Origin of the sequence: Aquirufa nivalisilvae, from assembly GCF_004307455.1 — a bacterium.
GTDB lineage: Bacteria > Bacteroidota > Bacteroidia > Cytophagales > Spirosomataceae > Aquirufa > Aquirufa nivalisilvae.
The window spans coordinates 591,839-614,218 of the sequence record NZ_SEWX01000001.1; the positions used below are offsets into that span (position 1 = coordinate 591,839).

Here is a 22,380-nt window from a genome sequence, read left to right on the forward strand (position 1 = left end):
TTTCCCAGAACAATTTTCCTAAATCTAATTTTCAATACGATGAAGAAGGTTTTGCTACTGCTCTTTTGGGCATTTCAATCTTGGGCCCAAAATCCCCAAGCTCCCCGGTTGATTGTTCGTGGAGATGATATGGGCTATAGTCATTCGGGTAATTTGGCCTTGATGCAATCCTCCTTGCAAGGGATCCAATCCTCCATTGAAGTGATTGTTCCTTCACCTTGGTTTCCGGAGGCGGTGCAGATGCTACAAGCAAATCCTTCTATTGATGTGGGAATACATTTGGCAATTACGAGTGAGTGGGATAAAGTTAAATGGAGGCCTTTAACAGAGGCCAAAAGTTTGCGTGATCCAGATGGGTATTTTTTTCCGATGGTGTATGCTAACAAAGATTACCCTGGCTTGGCGATAATAGAAAATAAGTTTACGTTGGCAGATATTGAAGCAGAATTTAGGGCTCAAATAGAATTAGCCATCAAAAAAATCCCAAGAATAAGCCACATTTCGTCGCACATGGGATGTTCCAGAATAAATGAAGAAGTGATTGAAATGACCAAAAAATTGGCCAAAGAATATCATTTAATTTATGATAATACGACATACCCTTTTGAGCGAGCTACTTATGCAGGTCCTAGCCAAACATCTGCTCAAAAGATTACCAGTTTTATCCAGATGCTTCGGAAACTTCAAGCAGGCAAGACTTATTGTTTTGTCGATCATCCAGGTTTAGATGATGCAGAATTGAAGGCCGTTTCCCATATTGGATATGAGGGAGTGGCTGCGGACCGACAAGGCGTTACGGATGTATTTACGAGTCAGCAGGTAAAAGCCGCCATTCGAGAATTAGGGATTCAAGTGATTGCATACCGTGATTTGGGACCTAAACCTTGATAGAAATCATATGACCGATAAATAATTTATTCATAGTAGCAGGAAAAGTCAGTTAACAAATTTTTGTACCTTTGAAATTGGGATCATTGAAATGTTCTTTTTGTATCAAATTTGAAAAATGTACGTATGAAATTCTTTAAGAAAATTAATTTTACGACCGAACAAGAGACCATTGCTGAATTAACAGAAGCGGTTAAGCAATATAAAGTAATCCATTTGGCAGGCTATAATTTGCCAATTCCTTTGGAACAATTTTACATCAATTTTGCGGACTCTATCGGTACTCCTTTTAATGAGGACGAAGATTTGATTACAGGAGAAAGAAAGGACAACCGTTGGATAGATATTAGTTATGATCCAGCTATTCCAGATCGTTATAGAAGTAGTAATACCCGTCAGCCATTACATACAGATGATTCCTATGTGGAACTAGGCGATGAAAAATCCTTGCAGTTTTTTTACTGCACATCACGTGCTGCCCGTGGAGGTGCAACCACATTTTTTGATTTACCAGATTTGGTAGATTGTTTAAAAATAGATGGTCAAGAGGAACTATTGGAGCGTTTGATGACCATTACAGTGAATTTTGATAAGGCTGGTCATAAGAAAGTACGTAAGATTTTAGACCAAGATGAATTGGGTTGGTTGGCCAACTGGAATTATTTCTGTGTTGATAAAGACAATACACCTGAAGCCCTTCAATTAGTAGAAGATTTTCATCAATTTTTAGAGACTCGGGTTATCAATGCGGGTTTGGTTTTACCTGTTCAATTAGAACGTGGAGAGGCGGCATTTTTTCATGATGATCGTATTTTACATGGAAGAAATGCCTATTTCGCTTCACAAAAGGGAGAACGTTGCTTGATCAAAGGTAAGATTATATTAGAGCCAGATTTTCAATTGTCCTAGGACATGACGAAAGCTAGCATTCATCGTTTTTCGAATCGTTTACATCAGAAATTAGGTCTAGGTACTTGGCAATTGGGCGGTCCCAATATAGTTCAAGGAAAGGCTATGGGTTGGGGTGAAATTAGCGAAGAAGAATCCTTAGCCATTTTGAGTGCTGCTTTTGAGGCGGGTATTCAATTCATAGATACAGCTGATTCTTATGGTAAAGGATTATCTGAAATCATTGTGGGTAAGGCTCTTCGAGAAGTGAGTTATCCCCAAGATATCATTGTTTGTACCAAATTTGGGAATGTATATTTGTCAGATGGTACTACAGGGCAGGATTTTTCCCCTGAACACCTTTTTGCTAGCGTGAAAGCTAGCTTGCAACGCTTACAGCGTGAGCACATCGACGTCTTGTTGTTGCATTCTCCTCCAGATAATTTTGATTGGGCGAACTATGATCGCGCTCCCTTTGAAGATTTAGTTAGCCAAGGACTTATTCGTCAGTATGGGGTAAGCTCTAAAAGTGTGTATGGGGCAAAACGAGTGATGGATGCGGGATTTGGATCCGTAATAGAAGTAATTTATAATGCTTTGGACCGCCGGGTCGATGAGATTTTACGTTCACATCCTCATCAAGCAGCATATGATATTATCGGTCGGGTACCTTTGGGTTCGGGCTTTCTAAGTGATCGTTTATTAACAGAGGACCCTCAATTTGGCGAAGATGATTACCGATCTCACATGGCATATCGGGATAAAAATTGGATGGTAGAAAATGCAAGAAAATTGGCTTTTTTAGCAGATTTACCGGGAGGATTGTCAGCTAATGCCTTGCGATTTACTTTACAAAGCCCGAATATTTCGGTTGTTATTCCGGGTGCTCGATCAGTGGCTCAGGTTCAATCCAACGTGTTGGCGGCAAATTTACCAGCACTCAGTGAGGCATATATACATCGCATTGAACAATCTGTTCCTTCCGTTCCTGATTGGTGGAAGCCTAGCAAGTAGATTAGTTAATTGGTTTGTTACCTAGATTTGTCAACTTTTCAAAAGTTGACAAATCTAAGTGGGGATTTCCTCTAATTCCAAGCAAGCTATAATCAGCTTTCTGATAAATTTTCGTCAAGAAAGGAGCAAATTCGCTTATTTTGATTTATTTCATGGTAACTAATGATGACCTATGGCAAAATATGTACTTTGGATCAACTTGTTTTTACTTGTTACTACAGGATTTGCTCAAACATCTAAAATCCAAAAGAAAGACGTAGAAGGAGCAGCCAAGATTTTCGACCTGAATTTTACCAGTAATGAAATCGATACCTTATTGTCGGATGTACAAGACAATTTAACCATTTACCAAGAGCAACACCGAGTTCATTTGCCCAATTCCGTTCCATTAAGTCTATGGCAAACAGTACTTCTTCCAGGAGTAAGCGTCAATAAAAATCAACATCCTATCGCATGGACGCAAGCCCATGGAATAGAACTACCCAGCAGACAATCGGCTTTGGCATTTTATACCATTCCTCAACTTGCCGAATTAATCAAAACGAAAAAGATCAGCTCTGTCCAGTTGACCCAATTTTATATCGATCGGATCAAGAAGTACGGAGATACTTTACAATGCCTCATTTCTTTGACAGAATCCCTCGCATTAGAACAAGCGAAGCAGGCCGACGAGGAGATTGCCCATGGAAATTACCGGGGCATATTGCATGGCATACCCTATGGACTAAAAGATTTATTTGCCGTCAAAGGAACTAAAACCACCTGGGGTGCGGCACCCTACAAAGAGCAAATGATTGAGGAAGACGCTTTTGTCTATCAACAATTGCGGCAAGCAGGGGCCGTATTAGTGGCAAAATTTACATTAGGGGCACTAGCTATGGGAGATTATTGGTATGGCGGTAGAACCAAAAACCCCTGGAACCTAGCCTTAGGATCTTCTGGTTCCTCAGCAGGATCTGCTTCCGCTACCGTAGCTGGATTAGTGCCTTTTGCTATAGGTACTGAAACCTGGGGAAGTATTGTTTCCCCTTCCACCGCATGTGGTGCCTTGGGACTACGTCCAACTTTTGGAAGGGTGAGCCGCACTGGAGCTATGGCGCTCAGTTATAGCCTAGATAAAATTGGCCCGATTTGTCGCAATGCCGAAGATGCCGCCATTGTTTTTAATGCCATTCGAGGTACAGATGGCCTCGATTTGTCTGCTACCGAAGCGGCGTTTAATTATTCCAATCAGTTGAATATCAAAAAGTTGAAAATTGGATATGCCAAAAACTATTTTGATAAACTGAAAGATTCTACCGCCAATGAATGGAAGGTAATACAAGTACTTCAACAAGCGGGTGCTACCATCGTACCTGTCGTATTTCCAGAAAAGCAGTTTTATCCATTCCAAATGATGGACATTATCATTGGAGCAGAATGTGCCGCCCAATTTGATGAATTAACTCGATTTAATGTCGATGATGAATTGACCATGCAAAGAAAAGGCGACTGGCCTAACCAATTTAGAACGGCTAGATTCATTCCTGCCGTAGAATACATCAATGCCCAGCGTCATCGATATCTATTGATGCAACAAGTCAATTATCTATTCAAAGATTTTGATGTCATCATCAGTCCAAGCCTTTTTTCAGGCAACCAATTAGCTATTACAAATCTTACAGGTCATCCTGTGGTTTCAGTTCCGAATGGATTTGACAAAAAAACGAATAAGCCGACCAGTATTAGCTTTTTAGGGAACCTGTTCGACGAGGCTACTATTTTGGCTTTAGCCAAATTATATCAAGATGTTACACCTTGGGACAAAATGCATCCAGAGTTGTTTAAATAAAGAAATACTCTCAAACTGGGTTTTGGTCTTCAAATAAAATGCATTCATTTTCTAGTAATCAGGGTAGATAAAATAAGATTTTTTTGAGAAATACTTATATTAGCTTTATCTATTCTAAACTATGATAAATGCAACACAAAAAGAGGCATACCATCGAGACGGTTACTTGATTATGCCTCGACTTTTCTCCCAAGAAGAGATCGATTTACTATATTCCGTGGCCACGGATCAATCTGTGGTTAATCAGGCTTTTGATCTAAATGACCAATCAGGTAAAAAAACGAAACTAACACTTTGGTTTACCGCCGGTGACGATTCTTTTGGCTTAATGTCGCGCAGTAAGCGACTGGTGGAAGGCGTGCAAACTTTATTAGGCGAAGGCGAAGTTTGTCATTTTCACTCCAAAGTCATGCAAAAAGAACCTCGCGTAGGAGGTTCTTGGGAATGGCATCAAGATTACGGCTATTGGTATAAAAATGGTTTCTTGTTTCCTGAAGCAATGATATCGGTTATGGTGGCTCTAACTGATGCCACGATAGAAAATGGATGTTTACAAGTCCTTAAAGGAACCCATAAAATGCAACGCTTCGAACATTTGTTTGCCGGAGAGCAACAAGGGGCAGATATGGATTTTGTGAACGAAGCAGAAAAAATTTCAGAGCTTGTTTATTGCGAGCTAAAGGCCGGTGATGTGTTATTTTTCCATAGCAATATTTTACATCGCTCAGAAGCTAATTTATCCGAGCATGCGCGTTGGTCAGTGATTTCAGCCTATAACCTTTCTTTTAATAAACCTTTCAGAGAAAAGCATACTTCCTGCATTGAACCAGTACAAGTAGTGGATGATACGGCTCTTTTGGCCAGTGGTCAGCGCGTCGTGAATCAAGCGGATTTTTTAAGTAAAGACAAAGAAATAACCTTACAAGATTTAAAATAAAATGGCACAAGTTTGTATTCTAGGAGGTGGATTTATTGGACGATTTTATGCGGATTCATTAACAGGACGTCGTGGGAAAGACCAGGTGAGCGTGGTTTATGCCCGAAAAGAAGAAACGGCGATTCGTTTTGCCAAAGATTTTCAAGTCGCTCATTACACGACTAACATGGAGGAGGCGATTGCTCATCCAGCTACCGAGTTTGTGGTGATTGCTTTACCGAATTACCTGCACGAAGAAGCGGTGATGCTCTGTGTCAAACATAAAAAAGCGGTGTTATGCACGAAGCCTTTAGGGAGAACAGCAGATGAAGCTTTGCGAATGACCCAAGCTTGCGAAAAGGCAGGTATATTTGCAGGATACCTAGAGGATCTTTGTTATACTCCTAAATTTTTGAAGTCACTAAAATCCATCCAATCGGGTGCTTTAGGACGTATTTTATGGGCCAAATCAAGAGAAACACATCCAGGACCACATTCAGATTGGTTTTGGGATATTCAAAAAGCAGGAGGAGGCGCTGTGCTTGATTTAGGATGTCACTGCATCGAAATAGCACGGAATTTCATAGGAAAAGACGTGAAACCTGTAGAAGTGATGTGCTGGGCAGATACCCAAGTGAAACCCATCGATGCCGAAGATCATGCCATTGGTTTGGTCAAATATGAAAACGGAGCTATAGGTCAATTTGAAGTATCCTGGACTTTTCGGGGAGGAATGGATTTACGTGATGAAGTGATGGGAACGGAAGGAACCATTTGGATCAATTCATTTTTAAGAACGGGCTTCGAAATGTTTACCTCAGGAGCAGGCAAATCTTATGTAGCAGAAAAGGCAGAGAGTGATTCAGGTTGGCAGTTTCCCGTCGGTGATGAGGCGCATGAATTGGGTTATACCAATATGTTTACCGACATGTTTGATGCCTATGAAAAAGGAGAAAGTCCTATGGAAACTTTCTATGATGGTTATGTGGTGAATGCCATCATTGATGCCGCTTATCGTTCCGCTAAAACAAAATTGTGGGAACCCGTTCAATTGCCTGAATGGAGAGGTCAAGAAGGTCTTAGTAAACCTTCTGTATTCCAAGAGTATGATGCCGACCATTGGTTTATCAAAGAAGAAATTTTGCCTAATGGTGACAAGAAAGTAATCTTAAAAGTGAAAGCTACAGGGGAAATTATCGAAAAAGAAACTTGGGTATAATGGCCAAAATCATCGTTATCGGCAGTTCAAATACCGACATGGTTATCCAGTCGGAAAGACTTCCTGCTCCAGGAGAAACAGTCTTGGGAGGAACATTTTTTATGAATCCAGGTGGCAAAGGAGCGAATCAGGCTGTGGCAGCAGCTCGTTTAGGAGGGGAGACGTATTTTGTTGCCAAAGTAGGGAAAGATGTTTTTGGTGAAAGCGCCCTCAAGCAATTTACTCTAGAGGGAATACACAGCCAATTCATTTGCCAAGATGATAAACAACCATCGGGTGTTGCATTAATCAATGTGGATGCTCAGGGGGAAAATTGTATAACGGTGGCTTCAGGGGCAAATGCCCGACTCATGCCTTCCGATATAGAAGCAGCCAATTCGCTCTTTCAAAATGGCAATTGGCTTTTGTTACAGCTTGAAATCCCATTAGAAACCGTTATTTATTCGATTGACAAAGCTCATCATGCGGGCTTATCTGTGGTACTAAATCCAGCACCAGCCTGTGCTTTACCTGAGACTTTGTATGCTCATATTGACATCATCAGTCCCAATGAAACAGAAACGGAATTTTTGACAGGAATCCGACCAGTGGATGAAGCTAGCTTATCGTTGGCCTGCGACTATTTTCTTTCCCGTGGGGTGAAACGAGTAGTGATTACTCGAGGGTCTAAAGGGGCTTATTGGAAAACACAAGAAGCTTTTGGCCATGTTCCTGCTCAGCATGTAGTTGCCGTGGATAGCACCGCTGCAGGAGATTGTTTCAACGGGGCCTTGGTCGTTGCCCTTTCTGAAGGAATGGCTTTTGATCAAGCTATCGCTTTCGCTTGTAAAGCGGCTGCATTATCTGTCACTCAATTAGGGGCTCAAGCCTCCATGCCAACACGAGAACAATTATGAAAAAACTCATCCTGCTCTTCTTATGCATTCCCTTTTTTCTAACAGCTCAAAGCAAGAAACAAAAGGTCATTTTTGATTGTGATTTAGGAGATGATATCGACGACGCTTATGCTTTGGCCTATTTATTAACCCAGCAGGATAAGTTGGATATTTTGGGAATCACGACCTGCTATGGTAGAACAGACGATAGAGCCCGTTTGGCCCTAAAGATATTGCATGAAACAGGTCAAGGACACATACCAGTTTTTATGGGTAGAAATACCTCTCATATTGACAAAAGAGCGAATTGGTATGCCGACCAATTTTCTTGGGCTAAAGGATTTGACAAAATAAAACCTCAGTCAAAACCTGCTGCCGATTTCATCATCGAGCAAATCAAAAAATACCCGAATGAGGTGGTGATATTTTCCGTAGGGCCAGTCACTAATTTCTCAGATATTATCCAAAAAGAGCCCCAGATTTTAAAGAAAGCGAAACATATTTATGCCATGTTTGGCTCTTTTGATGTAGGCTATAATCAAAAGAAGCCTATTGATGCAGAATGGAATGTGAAAGTGGATGTTCCTGCTTCACAAAAGTTTGTACAATCTGGAGCAAAGATTACTTATGCGGGCACCGATGTGACTTCCCAAGTAAAACTTTCCGCAGAAAACCGTCGGATTTTGAAGGAGAAGAATACCCCCTTGACGAATGCCCTTACAGATTTATATCAAATGTGGGGTCACGAAACCCCAACCTTGTTTGACCCAGTAGCTATCGCGATGTTATTACATCCCAACTTATTTCAAACGGAGAATCGGCATATTACCGTCGATAATCAAGGATTTACGCGCAGTTCTGACGGAAAGCCCAATGCCATTATTGGGGTAAAAATTCAAGAAGCGAAAGTTCTAGATATTTTGATGGGCCATTATATGAATCAAAAATTTGCTTTAAAACCCTAAAACGATGAAAAAATTCTACTTGGCATTACTTTTTTTGCCCTTCTTGGCATGGTCACAGTCTAAGTCGATCGTCCTTTCTAAACAGACTCTACAAGATAAAATAAAAGGTGGATGGGCTGGACAAACCATTGGTGTGACCTTTGGAGGCCCGATGGAATTTCGTTACAACGGTACCATGATTGATGCCTACCAACCTGTTCCTTGGTACGATGGCTATTTGAAAAAAACCATGTTGGAAAATGCAGGTCTCTACGACGACTTGTACATGGATTTAACTTTTGTCGAGGTATTTGAAAGAGAAGGTTTAGATGCACCTATAGCTTCCCATGCCAAAGCCTATGCGGAGGCGGGCTATGCTCTTTGGCATGCCAACCAAGCAGGTAGGTATAATATTTTGCATGGAATTGGCGCACCCGCTTCCGGGCATTGGAAAAATAATCCTCATGCGGATTGCATCGACTACCAAATTGAATGCGATTTTGCCGGACTGATGTCGCCAGGAATGCCCAATGTAGCATCCAAAATTTCGGATAAAATTGGCCATATCATGAATTATGGAGATGGTTATTATGGCGGAGTATTTTTAGGAGCCTGCTATACCTTAGCCTTTGTATCCAAGGATATTCCTCACATTATCCAAGAGGCTTTGAAAACCATTCCTAAACAAAGTGCTTACTACCAATGTATCTCTGATGTAGTACGTTGGCATAAGCAATATCCCAATGACTGGACCAAAACTTGGTTAGAAGTTCAGAAAAAATGGGCGCAAGATATTGGTTGTCCAGATGGTGTTTTTGCGCCATTTAATATTGATGCCACGGTAAACTCTGCCTATGTGGTGATTGGCTTATTGTATGGCCAAGGAGATTTTACTAAAACCATGGAAATCACTACCCGCTGTGGTCAAGATGCCGACTGCAACCCTTCTTCTGCTGGTGGAATTTTGGGCACCATGTTAGGTTATGATAAAATCCCAAGCTATTGGAAACAAGGTTTAAAAGAGGCAGAAGGAATCGATTTCAAATATACGAGCACTTCATTAACTGATGTGTATAGCATTGGTTTCAAACATGCCTTGCAAAACATAGAAAGAAACGGGGGTAAAATTGTTGGAGACCATGTATATATCCCAATGGAAGCTCCTAAAGCGGTGGCATTTGAAAAGAGTTTTGATGGGGTTTATCCGACTCAGAAAATCGGAGTAGGCAAAGTATTGAAAGATGAATACCAATTTGAGTTTACAGGAAAAGGTTTTGTCGTGAGAGGCGAGACAGCCAAATGGGCATCCACTTCGAATCATAATTTTGACATGGAAGTGTATGTAGATGGTAAATTGATGGAGAAAGCCCAATTGCCAACGGCCTTTACGACTCGTCGACATGAGTTGACTTGGAACTACGATTTAGCACCGGGTAAGCACCAAGTTCGCTTGAAACTATTGAATCCAGTAGAAGGGCAGGAAGTGCGTATGATGGACGTGATTGTCTATGATGCACCAGGTAAAAAATTGACCGATACCCAGTTTTACCGATTGGGGAATTTGCATTAAACCTCTAAATAGGATACTATGTTTATCATCGAAAATTATTTGACGGCCGTTTTACTGTGTATCGTAACGATGCTGTGCTGGGGTTCTTGGGCCAACACCCAGAAGTTGACCAGTAGCCATTGGCGATTCGAATTGTTTTATTGGGATTATGCACTAGGGATTTTGATTTCAGCGATTTTATTTGCTTTAACGCTTGGAAGCGTCGGTGACGAAGGCCGAAGCTTTATCCCTGATTTGAACCAAGCTACCCAAGAGAACCTATTTTCGGCCTTTCTAGGTGGAGTGATTTTTAATGGGGCTAATATTTTATTAGTGGCTGCTATTTCCATTGCAGGGATGTCGGTTGCTTTTCCCGTAGGTATTGGTATTGCCTTGGTATTAGGTGTATTGGTGAATTACCTAGCTGCTCCACAAGGAAGCCCCATCTTGATCTTTGGTGGAGTAGCCTTGATTTCATTGGCTATTATTTTAAATGCCCGAGCCTATAAACAATTGAATGAAGGAGGCTCTGAAAAATTATCTAGCAAAGGTTTATTCTTATCTGTTATCAGTGGTTGTTTAATGGGTTTGTTTTATAAATACGTGGCAGCCTCCATGGCTACTAATTTTGTGACCCCTGAAGTTGGCAAATTAAGTCCTTATACCGCCTTGGTCTTATTTTCCGTAGGTGTTTTGCTGAGTTCTTTTTTGTTCAATACTTGGCAAATGAAAAAGCCATTTTCAGGAAATGCAGTAGGCTTTGGGGATTATTTCCAAGGAACCTTTCAAGACCATGTAATGGGGATCTTGGGAGGAGGTATCTGGTTCATTGGAATGGCCTTGAGTATTTTAGCTTCCGAAAAAGCAGGCCCAGCGGTTTCCTATGGTTTGGGCCAAGGGGCTACGGTGGTAGCGGCTATTTGGGGAATATTTATTTGGAAGGAGTTTGATAAAGCCAAGAGCTCCACCAAAAGTATGCTTAACTGGATGTTGCTCTTATATATCGTTGGTTTGGCTTTATTGATTGGGGCGAAGTAAAAAGAAAAAGTTGTTTTGATTTAAAGGAAATAGATACAATTTAACCGATTCATTCATCGTATTACAACATACACGTTATTTTAACATCATGAAGAATCTCGTATTATTGGTATGTATATTCCTTGGAATCTTTTCCTGTAAAAATTCCACGCCAGACCCTTTGAATGAATCTAATTTCAAGATCAAAGCAGGTTTTATATGCGGATGGGGCTCAGGAATTGATACCTTGGAAATTGCGAATCAAACAGTTCGATATACGTATTATGTGCCACGTAATTCATTGAAGCCTCAAGTTGTTAAGTCTAGGAAATTATCCGACCAAGAATGGGCAGAAATCAAAAATGTGGTGAATTGGTCTCAATTTAATCTCTTGAAATATAAAGCATGTAACGTTTGTTTTGATGGTTGCGATGAGTGGATTGCCATACAGAACGGGGATTTGTCGCACCAAATTACATTTACCAAGGGGCTAAAAATTGATACCATAAGCCCATTGCAAAGTAAAATAGCCCAATTAAAAACCGAGTTGGGTAATTAGGCTTAACCCATCCCAAGAGGGAACCGAACATTTTTTGAAACGAATATCCAAGACATGAAAAAACAACTACTCCTTTTCTTTTCTTTGCTCGGATATTTCTCCCTGCCAGCCCAATCTAAAAAGCCCAATATTCTCTACATTTTGGTGGATCAATGGAGGGCACAATCCATAGGTTATGCGGGGGATCAAGTGGTGAAAACACCTCATTTGGATCAATTAGAAAAGGAAAGCCTCAATTTGCGAAAAACGGTTTCCGGTATGCCTGTTTGTTCCCCTCATCGCGCCTCATTAATTACCGGTCAATACCCCCTAACGCATGGGGTTTTCATGAATGATGTTTTGTTGGATTCCAATAGTACCACCATTGCCAAAACATATAAGCAAGCAGGTTACCAGACGGCATATATCGGTAAATGGCACATGGATGGACATGGTCGGAGTTCGTATATTCCGGTATCGCGCCGACAAGGTTTCGACTATTGGAAGGCTTTGGAATGCACCCATGATTACAACCATTCGGAGTATTATTCAGGGGATTCTCCTGTCAAAAAAACCTGGGAAAGCTATGATGCCATTGCTCAGTCGGAGGATGTTGTGAAGTACTTAAAGGCTCAGTCGAAATCTTCCCAGCCTTTCATGTTGTTTATCTCCATCGGTTCTCCTCATGATCCCTACCAAACCGCTCCTGAGAAGTACCGTAACATGTACGAAAATGTAGAAATTAAGTTGCGAGATAATGTACCCCAAGAAAACAGAGAGAAGGCCATCAAAGATGCACGAGGTTATTATGCCCACATGACAGCGATTGATGATTGTGTAGGTCAAATGTGGCAGGCACTGAAAGACCAAGGATTAGATGAAAACACCATCCTGGTATTCTCTTCTGACCATGGAGATTTATTAGGTTCACATGGGGCTTGGAACAAGCAACAGCCTTATGAAGAAAGTATTCGAGTGCCATTTCTATTGCATTATCCTAAGGTTTTCGGAAAGAAAGGAAAAAAGCTGGATGTCTTATTGAATACACCTGATATCATGCCAACACTTTTAGGTTTGACTCGGATGAAAGTGCCTAAAACGGTGGAAGGTCGGGATTTTTCTTCCATATTGACAGGCAAGAAAAAAGATGATGTTAGCTATACGCTGATTTCTTGCGTACAGCCTTTTGGCCAATGGCCAAGAACTAAAGGTGGACGGGAATACCGTGGTTTAGTATCTAATCGATATACCTATGTCAAAGATTTACAAGGGCCATGGCTTTTATTCGATAACAAAAACGACCCCTTTCAATTGACTAATTTGGTCAATCAAACCAAGGTTAGGGAGGTTCAAAGCCAGATGGAAATGGCTTTGCAGGCGGAGTTGAGAAAACGAAAAGACGAGTTCAAGTCGGGCCTATCTTATGTCAAACAATGGAATTATTTGATTGATGAAACCGAAACAGTTCCTTACCAAAAGGTCAATTATCAAGGAATTCCGATCAAGGATTTGTCCACAGGTTATCCTCAAAACACGAAATAAACATGAAAAGCTGGATCATTTTTGTCTTGTTATGGCTACCATTTTGGGGAATATCTCAAACAAAAAAACCCAATATCATTTTCATTTTGACGGATGATCATCGATGGGATGCTTTGGGCTATGCTGGAAATAAAGTGATCCAAACGCCTGTCATGGATGATTTGGCCCGAAAGGGTATTTACTTTAAAAACGCATTTGTGACCACGCCTATTTGCGCAGCTAGTCGGGCGAGTATCATCACAGGAATGTATGAAAGAACGCATCAATATACGTTTGGACAAGGTGACATCAAGCAGGCCTATGTAGCTCAATCTTATCCAGCTTTGTTGAAAAAAGCAGGTTATTATACTGGATTTTATGGCAAGTTTGGAATACAATATGCCTCATTTGCCTCTTTATTTGATCAAGGAGAAAGTTATGATCGGGATGATAAGTTGAAGGATTATCGGGGTTATTTTTATAAGACTTTAGGAAAAGACTCGGTGCATTTAAGTCGGTATACTGGCCAAAAAGCTATGGATTTTATAGCACAAGTGCCGAGCGATAAGCCTTTTTGTTTATCACTTAGCTTCTCCGCCCCTCATGCTCACGACCCCTCAGAGCTGCAGTATTTTTGGCAACCAGAAGTAGATCATTTATATCAAAACGTGACAATAGCCCCGCCTATCATGGCCACCGATGCGGACTTTTTAGCACAACCAGAATATGTGCGAACAGGAGAGAATAGAACCCGCTGGCATTGGCGATTTGATACTCCTGAAAAATACCAAAGAAGTGTGAAAGGCTATTACCGAATGATATCGGGTGTAGATTTGGAAATAGGGAAGATTCGAAAAATGCTGGTAGAAAAGGGTTTGGACAAGAATACCATCATTATTGTGATGGGAGATAATGGCTATTTTTTGGGAGAGCGACAGTTGGCAGGGAAATGGTTGATGTATGATAATTCGCTTCGTGTACCAATGATCGTATATGATCCAAGGAATCCCAAACACCAAGACATTCAGGATGAAGTATTAAATATCGATATAGCTCCTACCATCTTTGGATTCGCAGGCTTGTCGATTCCAAGTACTTGGCAAGGACAAAATTTGGCTTCTTATGGACATGGGGAAAGACCTGCCAAATCGAGAAAGGATTTTTTGGTAGAACACCTTTGGAAGGTAAAAATTATTGCTTCAAGTGAAGGAATTCGATCCAAACATTGGAAGTATTTCCGTTATCGAGACCACTTGGATCGAGAAGAATTGTATGATTTGAAGCAAGATCCTTTGGAGAAAAAGAATGTAGCTTCTGTTTCAAAATACCGAGATATATTGACGCTCATGCGACAAAAATTGGATCAAAAAGTGGCTGAATTGGAGAGCAAGCGATTAAATTAGTCTTTTAAGTAAAAAATATTTTTTAAGGGATCTAATTCCTTTTGACCCCTCTCTCCGTGATCAGAAAACACGATGACATGTGCTTGAGGATCCTTTTCTTCCAATCGTTGAATCATATTTTTTGCATACAGATCCGCTTCATTTATTTGGTGCTGGTACACGGTATCATGATTCATCACATGATGAAAACTCAGGAAATGTAAAAATTCTAGATGCAGTTTTCCGGAATGAACCTGCTGGAATAATTGCTGATGGTAATGAGCGAAATAGGATGGACTGCCAATTACATTTTCATCGGGAAATAGGTTTTGAAATGATTTTTCCACAATTCTGTTCACGCGAGGTTTAGGAAAAACAGCAAAAAAAATGGACGCACTACTGGGTTCAAACAGGATGCTATGCAATCCGATTTGCCAATTTTTAGGAAAAATTTGATGTAAGTAATTCGTAATATGGTTTTTCAACAAAGCGCTATTGAGAGCCGTAAACTCTTGAGGACAATATTCCAGGCTTAAGTATTGTCTGATTGAACATGGAGTATAAGCTATTTGGGCATTAATCGGTTGTTGGATAAAATGATGACTTTTTAAAATATCGTCAATTTGTGATTTCCAATGGTTTTTTTGTTGGTTTAAATCAGGATACCCATCTAAACAAATGAGATAAATATCTTTTTTGTCCTCTTTCCATTGCTTTAATTGATCAATGATGGGAGAGCGAAATGCTTGGACATGCGCGTCATATTGATAAGCTTTCCAAAGGGAGTACGGAAGAGTTTGAAAAGTGAAAATGACGCCAATGAAAAATATAGCAGTTGCCGTTTTTAGCCACTTGAAATGAAGAATACAACCAATAAATAGGAGATAAATGGAACTAAAAAGTAATGTTCTGTAAGGAAATAGACGTAAAAATGTAGGTAAATGTGGGAGGAGATAGTCAAAAAAAAGGACATCTACTGCAATGGGGAAAAGGGCCAATTGAAAACACAAAGTGTATTCTAAAGCGTATTTCTGGTTGATATACCAAGCGAATGCAAGGAGAGGTAAAATCAGGATATGGCCATTCATTCCTTGGAATTGTTCTAGCAAATACTGAAAAAAGGTATAAGCTAGAAATAGGAAAATGATGATTCGAATGGTTTTAATCTGTTGGGGATTCATGCCATTTACTTTCTTATTGCCAAAAATAAGGTTCGAGTCGAATCCTCTAAATTTACTTCCTGTTTAATATCAAAATTCACGGCTAATTCACTTCTAAATGCATCTAAATGATAGTTTGGGAATGTCATTCCCATTTGCTTTTGGAGTGTTTGTGCTTTGGAATCTTCTAAGGGGACAAATTCAACGATAAGGTATTTTTGACAAAATAACCCAATAAGCGATATCACTTGAGAAATGGAATAATGATTTGTGATGCATAAATGGTGTACAACGGCAAGAGCTAATGTCATCTCAGATTTTCCGCGTTTAGCTAAGTTGGAGAATTCTTGAAAATTATTTCCGAGGTCTGGACTCATTTGGGTTAAATCCGCTACTACAGGATAGATGTTACTAGTAGCATGCTTAGTAAGCAAGGTGTCTAAGTCATCCACGCAATTACTCGCACTTTCTATGGCGATTACCTTAGGCACATGGGATGCTGCAATGAGGCTAAACTCCCCATTATTTGCCCCTAAATCACTTAGAGATTGAGGTTTAGTTTGTTTAATCCAACTTTCAATCTGTTCTTTTTTGTGTTTTAAATAGATGGGAGATTCAATGGACTTTTCATAATAGGATGACCAATGCGTGTTAAATTGATAAGGTTTTTCCCAGCTAAGGAGTGATTTTTCTATCCATTTGAATAGAGATAGTAACGATTGTTTTGAAAATCCTTTTCTTAAGTTTTTTTCTCTGTTCTCAGCATGATCTTGTGGTTGAAACCGACTGTGCCAATGGAGATGAACTAAAATGCTAGGGTAGAAATAAGATGAAATGGGCAATTGTTTACTAACAAATTCCAATGGCAAGCCTTTGATATGAGACCGATAAATTCTTGACCAAGCACTTCCATTAAACTTCATCAAAGTAAATGGCGCAAGAAACTCCTCACAAAATTGACGATAGGAAATCCAAGGACTTTTGTCTTTGAAAAATATAAAAGAACTGGTATCAAATAGTAATGCATTTCCTCGGAACATGGAAAAATTATAAGGTGTTGCATCTTTCAATACCATACCGTATTGTAGCGCTATTTGATTAATTTGTAAATAGGCAATAATGCATTTTTTCCATTGGCTGAATGACCATTCAAAAGGTAAAATGTGGTAGTCGAGCTGCACAGGTTTTAACTCTTTTACGTAGCCATCTGGTAATTTTGTGCCAGGAAATTCCTCATGAGGAATTAAGAGATTCTTATCCGTTAATTCTTGATATAGACCAGACTCCATCAAATGCTGGTATTCTGAAATATATTGTTGGTGTATTAAACGATGGAATTCTCCCTCTCTTTTGATGACTACTGCTGCTGGATCTTTATATGAATATGGAGGCAGTTCAAACATGCTGTTATTTACGATTCATCATTCGACGAAAAAGAGAAGAAACATAAATTTTCATGTTTGAAAAGAAAAGGATCACGGTTAATAATCCACTTAAAATGGCTTGGAAGAATAAGCTGCCTGAGCTAGGGTCTATGTATAATAATAGAGTTGACATGAGTTATTATCTGGTTTTTGAGTTTAGATCGATATATTTCTGCAAAATTATGTGATATATACGAACAGGTCTTGTCGATAATCTTCACAATTCACGGATTGGTCTATTCTAACCTTTTGGGAAGCAAAAAGGGGATAATTGGCTTAATTCATTGAATAGAAGCATTATAACAGAGAATCTCTCTTTAGTGAATATCCATAATAGATGTTCAATAGACTCAGATCCAGTCTATTACTTGGAACTTATGGTTAGCTGATGTCTAAATGGGGTGAATCCCGTAATATAAACTGAAGGTGCTTGTGCAAAAGGTAAGCCTCCTCTTAGATGAATGGCCTTATGTTCTGCTTTGCCTGGTCCAAAAAGAATACGATCTTCTCCTAGAATGTATTTTCCTTCCGCCTCTTTCAATAGATATGCATTGCTTTCCTTTCCACTGGGCATAACTCCTTCGAATTTTCCATCACCCCGAAAGATTAGCTCTAGACTTACAGGAACGCCGTCGGTTCCTTTCATGTCAATGTCGACACTTAATCCAGTAGGAGTTTCCTTTATTTGTATGCTTGTTTCTAAGTATTGAATTTCACTTTGTTTGCGATTACTTCGAGGCATTTTTTCCCAATCTCCACTAGGGTCGATTTGTTCTTTGCTATGTGGTTGAAAATAAGGGCCATCTAATTTTTGTTGAAGTAACCAAGTGTCTCCTACTTGCTTGATTTCATTGGATTGAAATTGACCTTTTCCGAAAAATGAGGCAGCTAATCGAAGTCCTTGCAAAATGGCATTTCCATGATGAAAAGTCAGGAAATTAGGATTATTGATCAAGATGGTGGAATCCCATTGATCTCTTCTAATTCTAACTAATCCAGAATATGGGAATGATTTAACGTAGTTGGTAGGAATGCTATTTCCTGCGGGTAGTTCTTGCCATAAAAAGGGTTCATCCAAAAAGTTTTCTATATGCGTGCCAATCCTAGGGAAATAGGCTTTTTCAATGAGACGACACATGGCAGCAAATCGGGGATTTTTATCTAAAATGGCCAAATATCGGAACCCATAGTAGTAATTTTCAAACATATTAATGCCGCCTTTGTCTTGTCGGTTCGAGGCATCTGTGACAACTTCCATATTAGGATGGACGTAATATAAAGTCATTTCTAGATTCTTTCGAACCGCATCTAGTAGCTCTGTTTTCTTAAATCCATGGACAATTGAAATGAGCGCTTTGTTGATGATAGCCGAATAGATACCTGCACTTTTTTCGGTGTATTGTCCATCTGGATCTAAATCAATATGCTCTTGCAGCCACTGTTCGGCTCGGGCTTTATACCTTGGGTCTGGCCAGATTTGATATAGTTTGGCCAAAGCACCTGAAACGACCCAACGATGGTTGGGAGTATGGACACCACCCACCACCAACGATTCCCCGCAGCGCTTTAAAAACGTTTCTAAGGGGTTCATTAGGCTCGAATAGCGATTATCTACATTGTTTTTTTGTAATAAAACATAAGCGACACTTAGCTTTTCGACACTAAATGCCGTGTCTGGTGGCGAGTGAAAATTGGTACTTAGTAAGTCAATGGTGCCATCTGTATGCTGCATTTTTAGCAAGCATTGACATGCCTGTATAGCTTTTTCAACATGGGCTTTTGATTCGAAAAGACTAGACTCAGGGCTAATAACTGCACAAGCTACTTTTACAATATAATAGCCTGTGGTTTGTGGATTAGGAATGTCATCTCCATCGCGGAAGCCTCCAAAATAGTGGTGCTTAAGGTCCGTAATCCGAAGCGCTTCATAGCGAGGAAAATCTTGGTCATTTTGTTGAATGATTTTACTTAGCCAAGCGGGTTTTTCTACTTTAAGCTTAGTCCCATAAGCCCATTGAGCACTGGATAAAGTTCCTAAACTCATGGCCCCAATTTGTACAAATTTTCTTCTTTTCATAGGAAATTACTTATGAGAAATTTTTTGATATTCTAGGGCAAACATGATAAATGAACCAATGCCAAAACCTTGACCTTCTACGATGGGTCTTCCATAATAATAGTCTTTCATCCCTACGCATGTTCCTCCAGAAACTCGACTGGGACATAAATAGGAGCCTTTGGGTTGAACTAAACTATATTTTTTTAAACCTTGATAAGCAAGGTGTATGGAGGGTAAATACTCTTGGGAACTTAGTAAACCAAGTTCAATGCCTTTGGACATAGAATAGGCAAACATGGCGGTACACGAGCTTTCTTCCCAGTTTTTGGCATCCTGAGGATATAGTAAGAGTTGATACCAATGACCGGTTTGTTTGTTTTGTAAAGAAGGCAAGGTTCGTATGATGGCCAAAAACTCGTTTTTTAACGGCTCATAATAGTTGGATTTGGGACTAATGTTGCTAAGTACATCAACTAAAGTCATGGTGACCCAGCCATTCGCCCGTCCCCAATATTCGCTGCTTTTTCGAGTCTTTTTGTCGGGCCACCCTACCACACTGCAGCCATCATCATAATCTTGTTCATCATCATCCCAGGCATGTACCCAAAGCCCGGTTTCTGGGTTTGCTAAGGATTGGCTGTGAGCTTTAATTTGAGCGTACATGTGGGCTAGGTATTTTTCTTCGCCCGTGGCGCGGTACATTTCCATTAGGAACATGTTGAGCATATAGACCGTGTCGTCCCATAATTCGACGGTTTCTGTCCGATGAGAAATTCCACCGTTTTTGGATCTTGGCGCATTTAGGTAATCTTGGTAAATGGCCTGAGCTTTTATTTTGTATTTTTCTTCTTTGGTTACGCGTGCTAAAAAAGCCATTCCTATCCCAGAGGCGATGGCATTAGGGTGTTTTCCATTAGCGACATCGTATGTTTTATCCATAGCTGTCCGAATGTATTGGAGGTATTGGGACTTCTCAGATGCCGGTTTTGTTTGGTATAAATGAATTAATGAATTCAGAAAAGTTGCTTGACCCCAATCCCAGACGTATTTTTCTGCGGGCATATATACTTCTCTGCCATATCGGTCTAAGGAATCAATCCAAGTTTGGGCTTGAATGGGGAAGACTGCAAAAAATAGGAGAATACTGAAGAAAAGACATTTTCTCATCGCTTAATCATTATTTAAAAGGTCTAGAGCAAAAAAAGGGAAAATGATGGTGGTGAAGCCAAACATTTTCCCTTCAAGATAGAAATTTATATCCTTTATTCTGTGCAAAAATTCATATAAATAGTTATATGAGCCAAAATTGTTAGGATTGTTTTCTCTTTTTCATTACCAAGCTATCAGCTGGGTAATGCGCCTTTAAGCTATCCATTTGAGCTTTAGCCCAAGTGATTAAAACTTCCCTCTGTTCTTTGCTGAGATTAGCTTCCTTGTGTAGTCCCAAATAGGTATATGATTCCAATGGCATTTCTTTTTCTTCTACTGTCTCTGCAATTTCTTCCAATTTATGGTTTTGTACCGCAATAGGTAATTTGGTGAAAGTGGAAAGGTTTAAATGTTTCTTCCCATCATTGATATGATGTGTTAAGAAAAATCCAACTGGCTGAATATTATTATACCATGGATAGGTACTTTTATTCGAATGGCAGTCGTTACATGCTACTTGTAAAATATGATTGACGTTTTCAGGAACTAAGTATTTCGTAGAGATGGCATATGTCTCATCGTTAGTTTCATTTTTTTCTTGATGGATAAATTGTATACCAACCAATAGTACGATTAGGGCAATTAGAATTTTCTTTTTCATGGGTATTGTGGGATTAGACTCGGGTTCTTATTCATCTAAATTAAAGAAAATTGTGAATTTTTCCCCCAATTATACTCAAGTCGTGTATTTTCTGGTAAATAAAATTAGTTTCGAAAGAATAATATAGGGGCAGAGGCGTTGACATTTCAGAAAATTCTTTAGAATTTGGGTATCTACGGAAGATTATGTCTTTTATATAATCAATTAGATATTTAGTGTTATATCTAATTATGTCGATAAGTGTCACATCCATCAAGAATGAATTTCTATTTTACAGTCATACTAAAATGGATTTGCATAGTAAAAATGGAACGCATGATTGGAATTCGTAGTTAACTTATTGAATGTCCATCAAATTTGGATATTTCTCCTGTTGTTCAAAATGATTAGCCTATGCCAAATAAAAATAGTACTGTCAAAAGCCGGAATATATCCTTTTTAAAGGATCTCATTCTCATTACTCTTGGAATATTCTCTGCCTCATTTGGTTTTAAGGGCTTCTTGTTGACCAATCATTTTATTGATGGAGGAGCTACGGGTATATCGTTATTGTTAACGAACGTAACGAAATTACCGCTAGCATTTTTATTGATTATCATTAATATTCCTTTTGTACTTCTTGGATTGCGGGTGATGGGTAAGACTTTTGCTATCAAGACAGCTTTTGCCATTTCAGGCTTAGCAGCTGTTGTGGCATTTGTCCCGTTTCCAGATGTAACAAGTGATAATTTGTTGGTAGCCTTATTTGGAGGATTTTTTCTGGGAGCAGGGATAGGTTTGACCATTCGCGGTGGGGCGGTGATTGACGGAACGGAAGTGTTGGCCATTTATTTAAGTAAGCGATTGGGAACAACGATTGGAGATATCATTATTGCTTTAAATGCTTGTATATTTTTAGCGGCTACCTATTTTTTATCCGTTGAAATAGCCCTTTATTCGATGGTTACCTATTTATCGGCATCCAAAACCTTGGATTTTTTCTTGGAGGGATTTGAGGAATATATGGGGGTGACTATCATTTCTACGGAGCATGCTGCCATTAAGGAAATGATTCAAAAGGAGTTGGGTAGAGGTTTTACCGTATATTCAGGAAAAAAGGGATATGGCAAAAAAGGCGAATCTGAGCATGTGGATATTGTGTATACGATTGTTACACGACTGGAGTTAAATCGACTGAATAATGCTATTGAGCAAATCGATAAAGAGGCATTTGTTGTTATGTCCAGTGTCAAAGATACCAAAGGCGGAATGATCAAACAGAGGCCATTGAAACACTAGAAATTCAAAAATAGAAGGGAGATAGAATCTAGAAAAGAGGGATAACTTTCTTGTTTAGCAATAGATT

20 protein-coding genes are annotated in these 22,380 nt (G+C 39.6%); 14 read left to right on the top strand and 6 right to left on the bottom strand.

Features of this window, described 5'->3' with window-relative positions; all coding sequences use genetic code 11:
* Positions 1 to 39: 39 nt before the first annotated feature.
* The 13 genes from EWU22_RS02625 (at position 40) to EWU22_RS02685 (ending at position 14,603) form a co-directional block, all read left to right on the top strand.
* The gene (locus EWU22_RS02625; RefSeq protein WP_130924292.1) at positions 40 to 888 is read left to right on the top strand and encodes a polysaccharide deacetylase family protein; all 849 of its coding nucleotides are present in this window, start codon (positions 40 to 42) and stop codon (positions 886 to 888) included.
* Between the two features lie 126 nt (positions 889 to 1,014).
* Complete coding sequence (locus EWU22_RS02630) at positions 1,015 to 1,797, top strand: TauD/TfdA family dioxygenase (RefSeq protein ID WP_130924293.1); 783 nt, start codon at positions 1,015 to 1,017, stop codon at positions 1,795 to 1,797.
* Positions 1,798 to 1,800: 3 nt separating this feature from the next.
* Positions 1,801 to 2,790: an aldo/keto reductase gene (locus tag EWU22_RS02635; protein WP_130924294.1), complete on the top strand. Its 990-nt coding sequence runs from the start codon at positions 1,801 to 1,803 to the stop codon at positions 2,788 to 2,790.
* A gap of 172 nt (positions 2,791 to 2,962) precedes the next feature.
* Positions 2,963 to 4,621 carry an amidase gene (locus EWU22_RS02640; RefSeq protein WP_130924295.1) on the top strand — a complete coding sequence of 553 codons (1,659 nt, stop codon included), beginning with the start codon at positions 2,963 to 2,965 and terminating at the stop codon, positions 4,619 to 4,621.
* A gap of 121 nt (positions 4,622 to 4,742) precedes the next feature.
* Complete coding sequence (locus EWU22_RS02645) at positions 4,743 to 5,558, top strand: phytanoyl-CoA dioxygenase family protein (RefSeq protein ID WP_109321840.1); 816 nt, start codon at positions 4,743 to 4,745, stop codon at positions 5,556 to 5,558.
* A 1-nt stretch (position 5,559) separates the two neighbouring features.
* A complete protein-coding gene (locus tag EWU22_RS02650) occupies positions 5,560 to 6,756 on the top strand; it encodes a Gfo/Idh/MocA family protein (protein WP_130924296.1) in 1,197 nt (398 codons plus the stop codon).
* Positions 6,756 to 7,652, top strand: a complete 897-nt coding sequence (rbsK, locus tag EWU22_RS02655) for a ribokinase (RefSeq protein ID WP_130924297.1) — start codon at positions 6,756 to 6,758, stop codon at positions 7,650 to 7,652. Before EWU22_RS02650 ends, rbsK begins: the two co-directional genes overlap by 1 nt.
* Positions 7,649 to 8,596: a nucleoside hydrolase gene (locus tag EWU22_RS02660; RefSeq protein ID WP_130924298.1), complete on the top strand. Its 948-nt coding sequence runs from the start codon at positions 7,649 to 7,651 to the stop codon at positions 8,594 to 8,596. Before rbsK ends, EWU22_RS02660 begins: the two co-directional genes overlap by 4 nt.
* 4 nt (positions 8,597 to 8,600) lie before the next feature.
* Positions 8,601 to 10,145 carry an ADP-ribosylglycohydrolase family protein gene (locus EWU22_RS02665; RefSeq protein WP_130924299.1) on the top strand — a complete coding sequence of 515 codons (1,545 nt, stop codon included), beginning with the start codon at positions 8,601 to 8,603 and terminating at the stop codon, positions 10,143 to 10,145.
* An 18-nt stretch (positions 10,146 to 10,163) separates the two neighbouring features.
* Positions 10,164 to 11,162, top strand: coding sequence for a GRP family sugar transporter (locus tag EWU22_RS02670; RefSeq protein WP_130924300.1), 999 nt, complete (start codon positions 10,164 to 10,166; stop codon positions 11,160 to 11,162).
* 88 nt (positions 11,163 to 11,250) lie between these two features.
* Positions 11,251 to 11,700 (top strand): hypothetical protein, encoded by a 450-nt coding sequence (locus EWU22_RS02675; RefSeq protein ID WP_130924301.1) that lies wholly within the window; start codon positions 11,251 to 11,253, stop codon positions 11,698 to 11,700.
* A gap of 54 nt (positions 11,701 to 11,754) precedes the next feature.
* Positions 11,755 to 13,221: a sulfatase family protein gene (locus tag EWU22_RS02680; protein ID WP_130924302.1), complete on the top strand. Its 1,467-nt coding sequence runs from the start codon at positions 11,755 to 11,757 to the stop codon at positions 13,219 to 13,221.
* A gap of 2 nt (positions 13,222 to 13,223) precedes the next feature.
* The gene (locus EWU22_RS02685) at positions 13,224 to 14,603 is read left to right on the top strand and encodes a sulfatase family protein (protein WP_130924303.1); all 1,380 of its coding nucleotides are present in this window, start codon (positions 13,224 to 13,226) and stop codon (positions 14,601 to 14,603) included.
* Here EWU22_RS02685 and EWU22_RS02690 read toward each other — a convergent pair.
* The 6 genes from EWU22_RS02690 to EWU22_RS02710 form a co-directional block, all read right to left on the bottom strand.
* Positions 14,600 to 15,763, bottom strand: a complete 1,164-nt coding sequence (locus EWU22_RS02690) for a hypothetical protein (RefSeq protein WP_130924304.1) — start codon at positions 15,761 to 15,763, stop codon at positions 14,600 to 14,602. The genes EWU22_RS02685 and EWU22_RS02690 overlap by 4 nt on opposite strands.
* A 5-nt stretch (positions 15,764 to 15,768) precedes the next feature.
* Positions 15,769 to 17,145 carry a class I SAM-dependent methyltransferase gene (locus EWU22_RS02695; RefSeq protein ID WP_130924305.1) on the bottom strand — a complete coding sequence of 459 codons (1,377 nt, stop codon included), beginning with the start codon at positions 17,143 to 17,145 and terminating at the stop codon, positions 15,769 to 15,771.
* A 4-nt stretch (positions 17,146 to 17,149) separates the two neighbouring features.
* Positions 17,150 to 17,299 (bottom strand): hypothetical protein, encoded by a 150-nt coding sequence (locus tag EWU22_RS13190; RefSeq protein ID WP_161566774.1) that lies wholly within the window; start codon positions 17,297 to 17,299, stop codon positions 17,150 to 17,152.
* Between the two features lie 231 nt (positions 17,300 to 17,530).
* Positions 17,531 to 19,243, bottom strand: a complete 1,713-nt coding sequence (locus EWU22_RS02700; RefSeq protein WP_130924306.1) for a hypothetical protein — start codon at positions 19,241 to 19,243, stop codon at positions 17,531 to 17,533.
* A 6-nt stretch (positions 19,244 to 19,249) separates the two neighbouring features.
* The gene (locus EWU22_RS02705) at positions 19,250 to 20,392 is read right to left on the bottom strand and encodes a glycoside hydrolase family 88/105 protein (RefSeq protein ID WP_130924307.1); all 1,143 of its coding nucleotides are present in this window, start codon (positions 20,390 to 20,392) and stop codon (positions 19,250 to 19,252) included.
* A gap of 142 nt (positions 20,393 to 20,534) precedes the next feature.
* Positions 20,535 to 21,035, bottom strand: a complete 501-nt coding sequence (locus EWU22_RS02710) for a heme-binding domain-containing protein (RefSeq protein ID WP_109321852.1) — start codon at positions 21,033 to 21,035, stop codon at positions 20,535 to 20,537.
* Between the two features lie 393 nt (positions 21,036 to 21,428).
* Between EWU22_RS02710 and EWU22_RS02715 the strand changes: the two genes are divergently transcribed.
* Positions 21,429 to 22,313 (top strand): YitT family protein, encoded by an 885-nt coding sequence (locus tag EWU22_RS02715; RefSeq protein WP_130924308.1) that lies wholly within the window; start codon positions 21,429 to 21,431, stop codon positions 22,311 to 22,313.
* The last annotated feature ends 67 nt before the right edge of the window (positions 22,314 to 22,380 follow it).

What these genes read in the sequence shown, in the direction of transcription:
- EWU22_RS02625 (WP_130924292.1), top strand. Translation starts at nt 40, where the DNA reads ATGAAGAAGGTTTTGCTACTGCTCTTTTGGGCATTTCAATCTTGGGCC.
- EWU22_RS02630 (WP_130924293.1), top strand. Translation starts at nt 1,015, where the DNA reads ATGAAATTCTTTAAGAAAATTAATTTTACGACCGAACAAGAGACCATT.
- EWU22_RS02635 (WP_130924294.1), top strand. Translation starts at nt 1,801, where the DNA reads ATGACGAAAGCTAGCATTCATCGTTTTTCGAATCGTTTACATCAGAAA.
- EWU22_RS02640 (WP_130924295.1), top strand. Translation starts at nt 2,963, where the DNA reads ATGGCAAAATATGTACTTTGGATCAACTTGTTTTTACTTGTTACTACA.
- EWU22_RS02645 (WP_109321840.1), top strand. Translation starts at nt 4,743, where the DNA reads ATGATAAATGCAACACAAAAAGAGGCATACCATCGAGACGGTTACTTG.
- EWU22_RS02650 (WP_130924296.1), top strand. Translation starts at nt 5,560, where the DNA reads ATGGCACAAGTTTGTATTCTAGGAGGTGGATTTATTGGACGATTTTAT.
- rbsK (WP_130924297.1), top strand. Translation starts at nt 6,756, where the DNA reads ATGGCCAAAATCATCGTTATCGGCAGTTCAAATACCGACATGGTTATC.
- EWU22_RS02660 (WP_130924298.1), top strand. Translation starts at nt 7,649, where the DNA reads ATGAAAAAACTCATCCTGCTCTTCTTATGCATTCCCTTTTTTCTAACA.
- EWU22_RS02665 (WP_130924299.1), top strand. Translation starts at nt 8,601, where the DNA reads ATGAAAAAATTCTACTTGGCATTACTTTTTTTGCCCTTCTTGGCATGG.
- EWU22_RS02670 (WP_130924300.1), top strand. Translation starts at nt 10,164, where the DNA reads ATGTTTATCATCGAAAATTATTTGACGGCCGTTTTACTGTGTATCGTA.
- EWU22_RS02675 (WP_130924301.1), top strand. Translation starts at nt 11,251, where the DNA reads ATGAAGAATCTCGTATTATTGGTATGTATATTCCTTGGAATCTTTTCC.
- EWU22_RS02680 (WP_130924302.1), top strand. Translation starts at nt 11,755, where the DNA reads ATGAAAAAACAACTACTCCTTTTCTTTTCTTTGCTCGGATATTTCTCC.
- EWU22_RS02685 (WP_130924303.1), top strand. Translation starts at nt 13,224, where the DNA reads ATGAAAAGCTGGATCATTTTTGTCTTGTTATGGCTACCATTTTGGGGA.
- EWU22_RS02690 (WP_130924304.1), bottom strand. Translation starts at nt 15,763, where the DNA reads ATGAATCCCCAACAGATTAAAACCATTCGAATCATCATTTTCCTATTT.
- EWU22_RS02695 (WP_130924305.1), bottom strand. Translation starts at nt 17,145, where the DNA reads ATGTTTGAACTGCCTCCATATTCATATAAAGATCCAGCAGCAGTAGTC.
- EWU22_RS13190 (WP_161566774.1), bottom strand. Translation starts at nt 17,299, where the DNA reads ATGTCAACTCTATTATTATACATAGACCCTAGCTCAGGCAGCTTATTC.
- EWU22_RS02700 (WP_130924306.1), bottom strand. Translation starts at nt 19,243, where the DNA reads ATGAAAAGAAGAAAATTTGTACAAATTGGGGCCATGAGTTTAGGAACT.
- EWU22_RS02705 (WP_130924307.1), bottom strand. Translation starts at nt 20,392, where the DNA reads ATGAGAAAATGTCTTTTCTTCAGTATTCTCCTATTTTTTGCAGTCTTC.
- EWU22_RS02710 (WP_109321852.1), bottom strand. Translation starts at nt 21,035, where the DNA reads ATGAAAAAGAAAATTCTAATTGCCCTAATCGTACTATTGGTTGGTATA.
- EWU22_RS02715 (WP_130924308.1), top strand. Translation starts at nt 21,429, where the DNA reads ATGCCAAATAAAAATAGTACTGTCAAAAGCCGGAATATATCCTTTTTA.